This window comes from Bifidobacterium margollesii (assembly GCF_002860355.1).
GTDB lineage: Bacteria > Actinomycetota > Actinomycetes > Actinomycetales > Bifidobacteriaceae > Galliscardovia > Galliscardovia margollesii.
The window spans coordinates 15204-27371 of the sequence record NZ_NMWU01000007.1; the positions used below are offsets into that span (position 1 = coordinate 15204).

The 12168-nt window shown below is 61.5% G+C and carries 10 protein-coding genes; 5 read left to right on the forward strand and 5 right to left on the reverse strand.

The features are described 5' to 3' along the window. Window positions 1-85 precede the first annotated feature (85 nt). Window positions 86-1336, reverse strand: coding sequence for a carboxylate--amine ligase (locus Uis1B_RS02390; protein WP_101615218.1), 1251 nt, complete (start codon window positions 1334-1336; stop codon window positions 86-88). A gap of 209 nt (window positions 1337-1545) precedes the next feature. Here Uis1B_RS02390 and Uis1B_RS02395 point away from each other — a divergent pair, with 209 nt between their 5' ends. Continuing rightward, complete coding sequence (locus Uis1B_RS02395) at window positions 1546-2751, forward strand: DegT/DnrJ/EryC1/StrS family aminotransferase (protein WP_101615220.1); 1206 nt, start codon at window positions 1546-1548, stop codon at window positions 2749-2751. 35 nt (window positions 2752-2786) lie between these two features. On the opposite strand, the gene Uis1B_RS02400 is transcribed toward Uis1B_RS02395, so the two are convergent. From Uis1B_RS02400 to Uis1B_RS02410, 3 genes are all read right to left on the reverse strand, one after another. Continuing rightward, window positions 2787-3785 carry a lipid II:glycine glycyltransferase FemX gene (locus tag Uis1B_RS02400; protein ID WP_101615223.1) on the reverse strand — a complete coding sequence of 333 codons (999 nt, stop codon included), beginning with the start codon at window positions 3783-3785 and terminating at the stop codon, window positions 2787-2789. An 80-nt stretch (window positions 3786-3865) separates the two neighbouring features. Continuing rightward, complete coding sequence (locus tag Uis1B_RS02405; protein ID WP_101615225.1) at window positions 3866-5452, reverse strand: UDP-N-acetylmuramoyl-L-alanyl-D-glutamate--2,6-diaminopimelate ligase; 1587 nt, start codon at window positions 5450-5452, stop codon at window positions 3866-3868. 172 nt (window positions 5453-5624) lie between these two features. Then, window positions 5625-6377, reverse strand: coding sequence for an exonuclease domain-containing protein (locus Uis1B_RS02410; RefSeq protein ID WP_101615227.1), 753 nt, complete (start codon window positions 6375-6377; stop codon window positions 5625-5627). Between the two features lie 208 nt (window positions 6378-6585). Here Uis1B_RS02410 and Uis1B_RS02415 point away from each other — a divergent pair, with 208 nt between their 5' ends. The 3 genes from Uis1B_RS02415 (at window position 6586) to Uis1B_RS02425 (ending at window position 9353) form a co-directional block, all read left to right on the forward strand. Continuing rightward, window positions 6586-7254, forward strand: a complete 669-nt coding sequence (locus Uis1B_RS02415; protein WP_243390227.1) for a sigma-70 family RNA polymerase sigma factor — start codon at window positions 6586-6588, stop codon at window positions 7252-7254. After that, complete coding sequence (locus Uis1B_RS02420; RefSeq protein ID WP_101615231.1) at window positions 7251-7631, forward strand: hypothetical protein; 381 nt, start codon at window positions 7251-7253, stop codon at window positions 7629-7631. Before Uis1B_RS02415 ends, Uis1B_RS02420 begins: the two co-directional genes overlap by 4 nt. 459 nt (window positions 7632-8090) lie before the next feature. Then, window positions 8091-9353: an MFS transporter gene (locus tag Uis1B_RS02425; RefSeq protein WP_101615233.1), complete on the forward strand. Its 1263-nt coding sequence runs from the start codon at window positions 8091-8093 to the stop codon at window positions 9351-9353. Window positions 9354-9359: 6 nt separating this feature from the next. Here the strand turns inward: Uis1B_RS02425 and Uis1B_RS02430 are convergent, their stop codons facing one another. Continuing rightward, window positions 9360-10454, reverse strand: a complete 1095-nt coding sequence (locus Uis1B_RS02430) for a LacI family DNA-binding transcriptional regulator (RefSeq protein ID WP_101615235.1) — start codon at window positions 10452-10454, stop codon at window positions 9360-9362. A gap of 313 nt (window positions 10455-10767) precedes the next feature. Between Uis1B_RS02430 and Uis1B_RS02435 the strand changes: the two genes are divergently transcribed. Beyond that, window positions 10768-12147 carry a glycoside hydrolase family 28 protein gene (locus Uis1B_RS02435; RefSeq protein WP_101615237.1) on the forward strand — a complete coding sequence of 460 codons (1380 nt, stop codon included), beginning with the start codon at window positions 10768-10770 and terminating at the stop codon, window positions 12145-12147. The last annotated feature ends 21 nt before the right edge of the window (window positions 12148-12168 follow it).

A 12168-nucleotide genomic window follows, 5' to 3' on the forward strand; every position in this document is an offset into this window, starting at 1 on the left:
TTCTGACCACCCTGGTTTTCTGACCACCCTGGTTTTCTGACCACCCCCACCCGGCGTTCGCCGGGAGCCCCCGCCGGCGGGGGCGTTAGAACCCGGTGTCGGTGGGATGCGGATAGTATCTGCCGAACTTGCGGTACTGGTTGAGTTCGGATTCCATGAGATACAGCCAGCGCTTGGGGCCGGCGTCCTTCGGGTTGCGCTGAGGGCTGATGCGACCGGCCTTCTGCAGCCGTCGTACCTGGGCCTTGAGCTTCGGATCCACCACGTAGCGCAGCAGCAGCCGGTTCGGGATGATGGAGTACAGCACTTCGCGGCTGGCCACACGGGCCGGCTGGAGGTTGCCGTCGATCACGTCGGAGACGAGCACCTCCATCGGGTTGATGCCGGCGCCATACACGTAGAAACTGTTGCGGCCGATGCGGGGATTCACCTCAAGGAAGTAGAACGTGCCGGTATGCGGGTCGCGTTTGACGTCGAAGTTCGCGAACCCGTGATAGTCGATCGCCTCCAGGAACCGGCGTGCCGGTTCGAGAATATCGTCGATCGGTTCGGTGACCATCGCGCACGGGTTGCCCAGCGTGGCGGGATGATGCTCTTCGAGCAGCACATGGGCCGAGCACAGCAGCGACACCCTGCCTGTGGAATCCACATACGCGGTGACCGAATACATGCCGGTATCGTCACCTTCCACCAGCTCCTGGGCCACGAACGTGTCGCGGAATCCCGCCTTGGCCAGCGTCCGCCAAAGATTGTCAAGCTGTTCGGGGGTGTCGATGCGGTAGACCTTCTGCCGGCCTTCGAAGATGAGGTTCTCGTACTGGGAGCTGTCCGCGGGCTTGGCGACCACGGGGAACCGCAGATCGTCGGGAACCGGCTGGGGAGTCCAATCGGGCCTGCCGGCCTCGGTGAAATCCTCGTAGAACGACTTCGGCACCGGCATGCCATGAGCGGTGGCCAGCCGTTCGAACTCCTGCTTGTCGCTCACCTGCTCGATCACCTCCAGTGAGGGGATCGGCAGCACGTAGTAGCGTTCCAACTCCTCGCGGTGCAAAGCCAGCACATGGATGCGCCAGTCGGTGTTGGCGAGCAGCAGCAACGCGCGCTTCGGATTACGGGCCTTGAGATCCGCGCCGATGCGCAGCAGCTCCTCGACGAGCGGCAGCTCCTCGTTGGCACGGGAGAACTCATGCCGGGTGAGGATCCTCGAATCCCTGATGGCGCTCGGATTGTAGGCGGTCACCAGAATCGGCTTGACGCCGTAGGCGTCGTTCAGTTCGCGGGCCAGCGCATACGCGCCCAGATCGCCGCCAAGAATCACCGGCTGGAAAGATGCCATCTGTCAATCCCTCACTCACATGCTCGTATCGGTATTCGGCCGGGACGCGCGGGTTCCCCGCACGTCCGAACGTCTGCAATTCTACATTCCGTCGTGTGCCCATCGCGTGAAACCTCGACGATGCGGTATGCCTGAAGATCGGCTCGGCGGCGGCGATGAGATAGATTGAAAGACGGCATCCCATTCTGCGGACGAAGGAAAGAACAACGATGAGCATCAACGGCACCACCAGCACGCGAACCGACTCCGAATCCTGCCGGGCACTGGCCGACCGTACCGGTACGAACGCCCGGGACTGGTATCCGGTGTTCAAAGCCCGGTACGGCATGTCAGTGGTCTTCGAAACGGTCAGGGACCAGCGGTCGAAAGGGTCGGTCGTCACCCAGCTGTTCACCTGCTGCACGGCCGTCGATCCCATCGTGTCCGCCGGACTTGATCCTGTGTATGCCGACATCGACCGCCATACGATCTCCATCGATGCGGATCGTCTTGATCTCGATGCTGTGCCCGCCCCCCGAGCGGTGATGCTTCAGCATACTTTCGGTCTTATCGATACGGCGTCGTCCACAACACTGGCGGCCAAGGCTCACGATGCCGGCGCGCTGGTGATGGAGGATTGCGCCCACTGCGTGGGACGGATGGCCCGGGATGAACGCGGCTTGCCGCTGGCCGACGTGTCGATCCATTCGTTCGGCGTGGAGAAGATGCTGCCCACCCGTTTCGGCGGAGCGGTATGGATCAATCCTCGTCTGGCGGCCACGGACCCGGCATTGGACCGTGAGATTCGCAGCAGGCTCGCCGCATTGCCGGTTCCCGGCCGGAGATTGGATCTGGTGACGAAGCTGTACGTCAATGAGAACCGTGTCTTCTCACGGTTGGGAGGGCTTGGCGGCTCACTGCGCAATGCCTTCACCGGATTCGGCTGGTATGAGCCTCCGATCGCGCAGGTCGAGCGTCAGGGGCGTCTCGCCTACCCGCCGTTCGCCCCCACCGTCTGGATTGACGCCAAGGCCGCGTCGGCATTGCGGAGGCTTGACGAGAACGAGGAGTCTCGCCGGCGCATCGTAGACGTCTATCGTCGACGGCTTGCCGACGTCCCCTCCTTGGAGATTCCCTCGGCTGCGGTGGCGGAGCCGAACCAGCCGCTGCTGCGGTTCCCGCTGTTCGCGGTGGACACCGCAACCGCGGATCGTCTGATCGACGTGGTGAGGGCTGCGGGAGGATATGCGGAACGCTGGTATCGACCCGAACTGTTCCCCGGAGTCACCGACGAGCGGGCCTACGGTCTTGACCGGCTGGACCGGACGACCGTCACCGTGTCGGACGAGTTGGTGGATCGGGCGCTCTGCCTGCCCACCGAGCTCGACGAACGACGCGCCGAGTCGATCTGCGACGCACTGCTGGCTGCGGTGTGATCCGATGTCGATCCGTTGACGCTATTTGCGCAGCGCTACTTACGCAGCTTGCGACGTAGCGACTGCAGCAGGGTCAACGCTTTGTAGAAGCACTTCTTGATCGGAATGTCGCGGCCGGGAGCCACGGGGGTGATCTCCTCGGTGAACTTGGTCTTGAACTCGTTGAGTCCCTTGAGGCTCGGCGCGAAGTCGCTGCCGATGCCCATCAGATCGTATTCGGTGATGCCCTGCGCGCCCAGAATGCAGCATTCGTTGTAGAGCAGCTTGTCGGTCACATGCATGCGCATCACTTCGCTGCGCATGCCGGCGTAATAGCGTACGGCATGGGTGCCGTTCACCGTCACGATCGACCATGCCACCACACGATTGTCGATGCGGGCCGCGAACACACGGCAGTGGTCGGCGCCGAGCGCCGTGATCATGTCGGAATAGTCGGTGATCGGCGCCGGGGTGAATCCGTCGCGTTTCCCGGTCTCCACCATCACGTCGTAGTACTCCGAAAAGTCCTTGATCGCCTGCGCGGTTTCATCGGCCGTTTCGGCCGGGCATTCGCGCAACGCCTTACGGACGTCACGGCGTCCGCGACGCTTCATGCGCTTGAGGATCTCCTCGTCGCCGCCGGTGACGTCGATCACCACCGTCTGATCGTACGGCACGGTGGACAGCACCGGCACCGTGCCAGCCTCGAACCAGGTGTCGAGACGCAGGAACACCTGACGTTTGTCGCGGTTCCTCACCATGTCCGCGATGGCGGCGATCGTCTCCTGCTCCGTGGCCTCGTCGGGCTTGTCGATCCACGTCGGACCGTGCATCGAACGCAGATAATGGTAACCGTGGGTTTCCATGTCGATCAGTGACAGGAAGGCGATCGTTGCCCCGTCACGCTTGATCAGGAACGCGCCGCACGGCGTGCGACCGGGAATATCGGCCTGAAAGTCCGCCCAGATCCCGGTCTGCTCGATCGGCAGCGTCACGCCGGCCTGCTCGGCCGCCGCCTCCATCGTCCTGAAATCGGTTTTCTCTACACTGATCATGCGTTCCTCCACGTCTTTCCGGGGCCTACGACTCCTGAACCGTCAATGAGTGTACCAACGAATGGCGGCGTTTCAGTCGTTCACCTGCTTTCGTCACCGAGTTTGAACACTCGTTCCACAACACGGTTGTCGCCTTCGTAGGGCACATGCCGTCCATGGTCCTTCACCCACTGCTCCTCGCCTTTGCCGATCACCAGAATCACGTTGAGCCGTCCGTCGTCGGCGTGCCCGCGTGCTTCGGCTATGCCGGTTTCGATGGCTTCGGTGCGGTCGAGGATGATGCTTGTCTCGAGGTTCGGGTCGGTGACGTATCCGAGCATCTGACGGCAGATGTCGATCACCGGTTCCGTATCGGTATCCTCGAAGGTGAGGATCAGCCGGTCGATTCGATGCTGGCTGGCCTGAACGATCTCCTTACGCCTGTCCATGGCCTTGTCTCCCGCCGAACCGGTGACTAGGGTGATCCGGGGGTGTTCGTCGCCGTATCGTTCCTCGACGAAGTCCAGCAGTGCGTTGACCGAGGCGAAGTTGTGCGCGTAGTCGACGATGGCGAGCGTGTTCGATTCGGTGTCGCGGAACTGCTCCATGCGACCGGCGATGTGCACGGATTCCATGGCGTGCAGGGCTTCGAGCGCCTTGGGATCATGCGTGTCGAAGCCTGCCGCCTGGACCAGCGCCACGGCGGCCGCGGCGTTGAGATAGTTGAAGTCGCCGTCGAGACTGAGACGGAACGATCCGAGGTCGAGGCCGTTCGCGGCGATCTCGTAGGCGTCATGCGCATCGTCGAGTGGCCACGCGATCACATCGGCCGGCGTGCCGTGGTTCCGTCCGCCGTTGTGCAGGGCGAACGTGGAGACCGGTACGCCCGCGGCCGCGGCGTCCTCCCGGATCAGATCGGCGTGGGCGCAGTCGGCTCCCAGCACCAGACGCCTGGCATTGACTACGATGCGTCGTTTGCAGTGGAAATAGTCCTCGAACGTGGGGTGCTCGATGGGGCTGATGTGGTCAGGGGAGATGTTGAGGAACGCGGCGACGTCGAAGGTGAGTCCGTAGACGCGGTTCACCTTGTACGCCTGTGAGGAGACCTCCATCACCAGATGGGTCATGCCGTTGTCGACCGCCTGCCTCATCATGCGGAACGCATCCAGCGACTCGGGGGTCGTCAGGTCGGACTCCACGTAGGTGTGGCCGTCCACGCAGTTGTCCACGGAGGAGAACAGGGCGGTTCTGCCGCCGTTGAACGCGTTGAGCACGGCCTGGGTGAAGTAGTTGGTGGTGGTTTTGCCTTTCGTGCCGGTGATGCCGATCACAGTGAGATGATCCTGAGGCCGACCGTAGAATTCCGCCGACAGCAGGCTCATCGCCTTCTGCACGTCGTCGACGATCAGTCCCGCGGCGTGCGTGGCGGATGACAGATCGGTCTGCGACACGTAGGCCGCGAGTCCCTTGTCGTCGATGCCGTCGAGGTATTCGGAGCGGAACCGTCCCTTGCAGAACAGCAGCGATCCCGGTTTCACCGTACGGGTGTCGTAGGTCACGTCTTCGAACGGGGTGTCGGCGTCGTCGAACCGATGGGGGTCGAGCGACCAATGGTCGTTCTGAATGATCTCGCGGAGCAGATGATGCTGTTCGAGCAGTCGGGCCGCCGAGGCCAGAGTGAGTGCCATGCTGCGATGTCCTTTCGTATGTCGGTTCCGATTCTACAAACGAACGTGTGTGATGCTGGTTACCTGATGTGATGCTGATTGCATTGCGTGATGCTGATTACGTTGCGTGATGCTGATTGTGCTGTGCACGCTGGTTGCATATGGTGCCGGCTGTCCGGTGGCGTCGGGCTGCCTATAGCCAGCCGTCGGCGGAGGTGCGGCCCCTGCTGACGGTACGGCGATTGAACGTTTCGCGCCACCGTTGGTACGCCTCGCGCTGCCAGTCCATTACCTCACCGAGTCTGAGGCCTCCGACCTGCGGATGCAGTCGGGCGATCGGCGCGATCAGATCCACCGTGGCCACCGTGTCGGCCGTGGCGTCATGGAAATTGCCGTGGGGCTGAACACCGTAGTAGAACGTGGTGTCGGTGAGCGTGCGGTGACCTTTGCGGGTGGAGACGGCTCGGTCGATCAGCAGGGGATCGATCACCAGAAGTTCCTCACGGTTCGTTCGTTCGATCAGGGGCCTGAGATCCCAGCGTTCGAGATCGCCTTCGATCATATGCACGTCGAACGGAGCGTTGTAGGCGACGAGCGGGATGCCGACGTTCTGGGCCGCGGCGATCACGGTGGCGATGGCGTCGATCGCCTCGGTGGGCTCCTTGCCATGCGTCTGAAGGAAATCGTCGGTGAATCCGTTGACCCTGCTGGCTGCCGGGGGGATCGGCCGATGGGGATTCACCACCCATTCGCCGATCACGTCGCCCGGATATCCGAGACGCTGATCTCGGAGCACCAGTGTGGCCGAGCAGATCGCATCCCTTCCGGGACGGATGCCGGTGGTTTCGGTGTCGAAACCGAGCAGCAGCGCGTCGGCGAGCGTGGTGTCGGGGGATTGCGCATCCATATGCGAGATGGCGTCAAGCAGTTCGTTCATATCGGCCATTGTGCGTTCGCCATCCGACAATGGTCCCGTCGATATTTGAAGGTCGGCCGTTATCGAAGATGCCGGACGTTCCCGCTGTTCGCGGTTGCCCTGTGGCACAATGGGAATCGTGGTTGATGCGCTGGATGGTAAGCGGGACAGGGATGAACGGGACGACCGCGAACGGGACGACCGTGGCGAACGACGGGCCCGGTTCGAGAAACTCGCCATGCCCGTGGTCGATGACCTGTACCGTCATGCGATGAAGCTGACCAATAATCCCGAGGATGCGCAGGATCTGGTGCAGGATACCTTCGAACGTGGCTTCAAGAACTTCGATTCGTTTTCGCCGGGCACCAATTTCGCGGCGTGGATGACCACCATCGAGCGCAATCTGTATTTCAATCAGTATCAGAAGGCCAAGCGTCGTCCCAAGCGGGCCAATGACGGTACCGGCGAATACGACGATTGGGACATCTATTCCGCTGCCGAGCACAGTTCCGAAGGGCTCAGATCCGCCGAGGACATCTATCAGGATGCGTTCGCGCCGGAGGAGATCATGGCGGCGCTTGACAAGCTCAGTCCCGAACGGCGACAGGTGTTCATCGACGCGGCGATCGACGGCAAGTCGTATCAGCAGGTGGCCGATGAGCAGGGTGTGAAGATCGGGACGGTGATGAGCCGGCTCAACCGGGCGCGCACTCAGTTGAAGCAGGAACTGGAAGCCTATGCGCGGGAACGGGGGTATGTGTCCGGAAACCGCCGTGGTCGTGCCGATCGTTCCGGTCGTCGTGCTGGAAAGTCGTCGGTTTCACCGACCGCGAACCACGGGAGACGTGCGACGGGTGATAATGGCAGTAGTCAGGTATCCGACCATCAGGGAAAGGAGCGATCATGAACGGGCATATCGAACGGCATGTGAGCATTGCCGCGGATCGCGACGGTACCGTGGTGGCCAAGGTGACGAAAACCATCGTGACGGTGGGGCATGTGGAGCCGGCCGGGGGAGTGATATCGACCGGCGATGGTTCCGGGAACGGGGGATCGTCGGAGGCCTCCGCCTCTCGGAAGGGACGGTCGGCGGATTCGGGATCCTATGCCAGTGACTGTTTCGACGTCGATGCGTTGTGCGATGCCCGGGAGAAGGCCGTGATCGAAGTGCTGCGGGCCTATCTGAGGCCGCAGACCGCACCCGCGTGTCTGATCGATCGGCTGCACCATTGTCTGGGCGATGATATGCCCCCGACCGGGGTCGAGCGTCGTTCCTCGCGCTAGTTTCACGTTGGGGTTTCATCGAGGTTCGCGTTATTGCAACGCGGGACGGTCGACGTTGACGTCACGCGGTCCGGGTGCCGTCACGGGTGCCGTTCGGCCCGTGTGACGGTGTGACGTAGGTGTTCCGCGCGTCTGAGCTCCCATGTGTTTTGCAAACGGTTTCACATTGTTTTGTTATCAATACTTTATTTTTCAGAAAAACTAAGTTGTGCAACTAGTTGTATCGTTGAAAAACTTTGAAATTCAGCCATTTTTCATTATGATTTCAGCACGATTTCGCTTGACGAAGTTGTGTTGCAAATTGACGAGAAATCGATTTCATAATATGGTGAGGTCAAGTTGCTTGACGAAGGCGGTTCGGTATGTGGTGTGCCGGGCTTCGTCGGGGCGACCGATGAAGGAGTATACGTCTGCGTCGGTCCACGGCTCAGATGCATAGGAACATGAAGGAGTGTTCGCATGACCAATGAAGTGGCTGGTGCATCGCCGCACCGGGGAATCATCGATGAGGAGCAGCCGAAGTTTCCGTGGAAGCCCGGTCTCGGCCTACTGTTCGGCGGAGCCGGATGGTATTGGGCGGGACAGGCGGTCAATGCCGTGTTGCTGCCGGCGAAAATCGGACAGATCGATCCGGATGGCAAAGTGGCGATGGTGGCCATCGTCTCCACGGTGACCATGATCATTTCGATCATCGCCGGTATCGTCGGCGGTGCGTTGTCCGATATGACGCGATCCCGTTTCGGATCGAGGACCCCGTGGATCGTGGGCGGTGTGATCGTCGGCAGCATCGCCCTGCTCTGCTTCGCCTTCACCGGCAACGTGGCCGTGGTGCTCGTTTCCTGGTGGGTCTATGCGGCCGTGTACAACGCGATGCTGGCCGCGGGATGCGCATGGCAGCCGGATCAAGTGGCGCCCCGTTGGCGTGGCACCGCATCCTCGATGTACGGCGTCGGTCATCAGGCCGCTTTGCAGGGCGCCCAGGTGGTGGCCGCGCTGTTCGTCACGAACATTCCGACCGGCGTGATCATCTCCCTGGTCATAGGCGACGTGCTTTCGCTGATCTCCGTCGCGGTGTGCCGCGAACCTTCGAACAAGGACATGCCGCGTGAGAAGTTCACCGTCGGCTCTGCGCTGAGCAACTTCCTGCCTCCCAAGGATGGTGGACGCGATTATTGGCTCGCCGCCATGGCGCGCTTCCTGTGGATGGTGCCCGGCGGCATCGGCACCTACCGTCTTTACACGCTCACTGATTACATGGGGCAATCCGAGGCCGACGCCGGCAAGTGGATGAGCTTCATGGCATTGCTCGCCGTCATCGCGGCCGTGTCCTGCGGCGTGATCGCCGGTCCGATCTCCGATAAGTTCCGTAGCGTGAAGATCCCGCTGGCCATCGCCATCTTCACCGTCGGTCTGCCGTGCTGGCTGCCGTTCTTCGTGCCGACCCCGGTGATGTACACCATCTACGTGGCCATCTCCTCGTTGGGTTCCGGCGTGTTCAGCTCGCTGGACCAGGCCATCATGACCACCGTGCTGCCCAACCCGAAGACCGCCGCGAAGGATCTGGCCTTCCTGAACTCCTGTGGCGTGGTCGGAAACCTCACCGCCCCGCTGCTCGCCGGCTGGGTGATCCATACCTTCGGTTACGCGGGCCTGTTCCCGATGGGCTTCATCGTGCTCAGCTCCGCCGCCATCTGCGTGTTCTTCATCAGGAAGGTGCGGTAACGGTTTTCAATCCGCCTGCGGGTACGGTGCGGCAATCGATCCGCGGGCGGTGAACCGTACGGGAAACACCGGATGATCGCCGTGCTCCACCGGCAGTCCGAGCACCAGCCGCGCCGCATACCGGCCGACGGCTTCGAACGGCACCGCAACACTGCTGAGAGCCGGAGCGAGCACGTCGTTCGAAGACAAATCGTCGAAACCGGTGATGGACAGATCCTGCGGCAGATGCAGGCCGAGCTGTTGGGCCACGCGGTATACGCACAGCGCTGCATGATCGGTTATGCACACCATGGCCGTGGGTCGACGGCTCGCATCCTGATCGAGGATCCGTCTGATGGCGGGCATGATCTGACTGCTGACGTTGCCGACGGTGATCACCAGAGGATTGCTGAGGTCGACGGGGATTCCCGCCGACCTCATGGCCTGCTGGTATCCGGCGAAACGTTCCATCGCCGTGGTCCGCTGAGCATAGCCGAGGAAGGCGATGCGGCGATGTCCCGCGTTGAGCAGGGTGATGGTGGCGTTGCGTGTCCCGCCGCACTGGTCGTATGCCACGGTGGGGATGTCGTCGAGTTCGGGAATGGCCGAGGCCCCGCAGAGCACGAGTCTGGCTCCGACTCCTTGAAGAATGGCGTGGTACCGGGCGATATCACCGCGATGCGCGGTGGTGTCGTTCTGCGTGCCGACCAGAATCACGCCTGAGGTCCGTTGCTGGGCAAACAGTTCGATAAGCGCCTGGCGTCTTTCGGGTGCATGATGCGTGGCGTTGAGCAGAAGCAGTGCGTCATGCCGGCACATGACCTCGTCGACGCCACGGGCGATGCGGGCGAACGGCTCCGCGAGAAAGGCGTCGGTGACGAAGGCCACGGTACGCCGACCGGTACCGATCATCGACTGCGCCAGACCGTTGACGACATAGTTGAGTTCTCTGGCGACGCTCTGCACGTGTCGTCTCGTCTCTTTGCTGACGCGTGGATTGTTCGCCAAGGCCCGCGATGCTGTGGAGATGGATACGCCCGAGGCCTGTGCGACGTCCTTCAGGGTCACGCCGCCTCTGGCGGAAGGTCCAGGAGATGGGATGTCCGCCGTTGCTTCTGTCATTGTGATATCGCTTTCTCAATGTTTGGTTGTTGACTGTACTTCATCTGTTCTCATGAGAAAGGTGTTATACAACTGGCCCTATTTTATTACGAGAAATGCCGTGACGTTCGGCGGATGGAAGACCGGGATGGAGTCGGGAAATTGACAAGAAACCGATTTCATATTATCGTGTGGGATATCAAACGGCGATGAGGCCATGGGTCTTGTCGGCTCGGAATGGGTCCGGGCGGCTCAGCATGGTTCGGCCGGTAGCCCGGGAAGCGGATTCCGGCGATATGAAGGCGATCGCAACGATGGAAAAAAGGAGTCGTCGATGATCATCGATCCCAGAACGTACGGTGCCAAGGCCGATGGCATGGCGAACGATGCCGCCGCCATTCAACAGGCCATCGACGCATGCTCGTCGATGGGTGGAGGCACGGTGCGTCTGGCGGACGGCACGTTTCTCTCCGGTTCCCTGAGGCTGAAATCCAACGTGTATTTGGAGATCGACGCCTCTGCGAGACTGCTCGCCAGCCCGGACATCGCCGACTATTCGCCGGACGTGCATCACAACCGCTATCGCAACGAGCATGACATCGACCGATGCTTCATCTACGCCGAGGATGCCCACGACTTCGGACTGATCGGCCGCGGCGTGATCGAAGGCAACGCCGAATCGTTCCCGAATGCTGGTTCGATCTACCGGCCGATGATGATCCGCATGCTGCGCTGCTCCAACGTGCATCTGGAGAACCTGCGTCTTTACGACGCCGCTGCATGGACCACCGCATTCCTCGACAGCGAATACATCTGGGTTCGTGGCGTGGACATCAAGAACGACAAGCGCTACAACGGTGACGGACTGGATTTCGACGGCTGCGCCCACGTCTTCATCTCCGACTGCTACGTGCGCGGCACCGACGACAACCTCTGCCTGCAGGCAAGCAGCCGAGAGAGGCCGGTGCACGACATCCACGTCACCAACTGCGAATTCACCGGCGTGTGCGCGGGCATCCGCATCGGACTCAAATCCATCGGCGACATCTACAACGTCGTGATCGCCAATTGCACGATGAATCGCGTGTGGCGTGAAGGCATCAAGATCGAGAGCACCGAAGGCGGCGCGATCAGTGAGATCGCCGTCAGCAACATCGTGATGCGCAATGTGACCCGTCCGATCTTCGTGATCCTCAACAACCGGTTCGAGCCGGACGACTACGGCACGTCCATCGAACTCGATCACATACCCGCCATCGGCCGGCTTGGCAACATCGACATCACGCATCTGACGGCCGTGGACGACGAGGAGATGGCGAAGACGCACATGCGGTTCACCGACGACGTGATGGGCGAGCCGAAATTCGCCGGCATTCGCTTCGACGCGGCCGACGGGCATCCGATCGAAGGCGTGACGCTGAGCGACATCCGCTACACCTTCATCGGCGGCGTGAACAAGAGCGACATCCCCGCCGACTGCGAGTACCCGAAGGTGCTCGACCGCCTGAAGGAGCCTGAAGGCCGATCCAGCGAGAACTACTATCCCGACTGGTCCCGTACCGCGTTCATGGATCTGCGCAACATCGACGATCTGCGGCTGAAGGGGATTCGTCTGCGTACGCTGCACGACGATGAGCGTCCGGCCATTCTCACCGAAGGATGCGACGACATGATCGTCGACGACATTCGCGTCAACGGCGTCGACTGGCGGTAACGGACCGACGGTCCACGGCAT

What these genes read in the sequence shown, in the direction of transcription:
- Uis1B_RS02390 (WP_101615218.1), bottom strand. Translation starts at nt 1,336, where the DNA reads ATGGCATCTTTCCAGCCGGTGATTCTTGGCGGCGATCTGGGCGCGTAT.
- Uis1B_RS02395 (WP_101615220.1), top strand. Translation starts at nt 1,546, where the DNA reads ATGAGCATCAACGGCACCACCAGCACGCGAACCGACTCCGAATCCTGC.
- Uis1B_RS02400 (WP_101615223.1), bottom strand. Translation starts at nt 3,785, where the DNA reads ATGATCAGTGTAGAGAAAACCGATTTCAGGACGATGGAGGCGGCGGCC.
- Uis1B_RS02405 (WP_101615225.1), bottom strand. Translation starts at nt 5,452, where the DNA reads ATGGCACTCACTCTGGCCTCGGCGGCCCGACTGCTCGAACAGCATCAT.
- Uis1B_RS02410 (WP_101615227.1), bottom strand. Translation starts at nt 6,377, where the DNA reads ATGGCCGATATGAACGAACTGCTTGACGCCATCTCGCATATGGATGCG.
- Uis1B_RS02415 (WP_243390227.1), top strand. Translation starts at nt 6,586, where the DNA reads ATGCCCGTGGTCGATGACCTGTACCGTCATGCGATGAAGCTGACCAAT.
- Uis1B_RS02420 (WP_101615231.1), top strand. Translation starts at nt 7,251, where the DNA reads ATGAACGGGCATATCGAACGGCATGTGAGCATTGCCGCGGATCGCGAC.
- Uis1B_RS02425 (WP_101615233.1), top strand. Translation starts at nt 8,091, where the DNA reads ATGACCAATGAAGTGGCTGGTGCATCGCCGCACCGGGGAATCATCGAT.
- Uis1B_RS02430 (WP_101615235.1), bottom strand. Translation starts at nt 10,454, where the DNA reads ATGACAGAAGCAACGGCGGACATCCCATCTCCTGGACCTTCCGCCAGA.
- Uis1B_RS02435 (WP_101615237.1), top strand. Translation starts at nt 10,768, where the DNA reads ATGATCATCGATCCCAGAACGTACGGTGCCAAGGCCGATGGCATGGCG.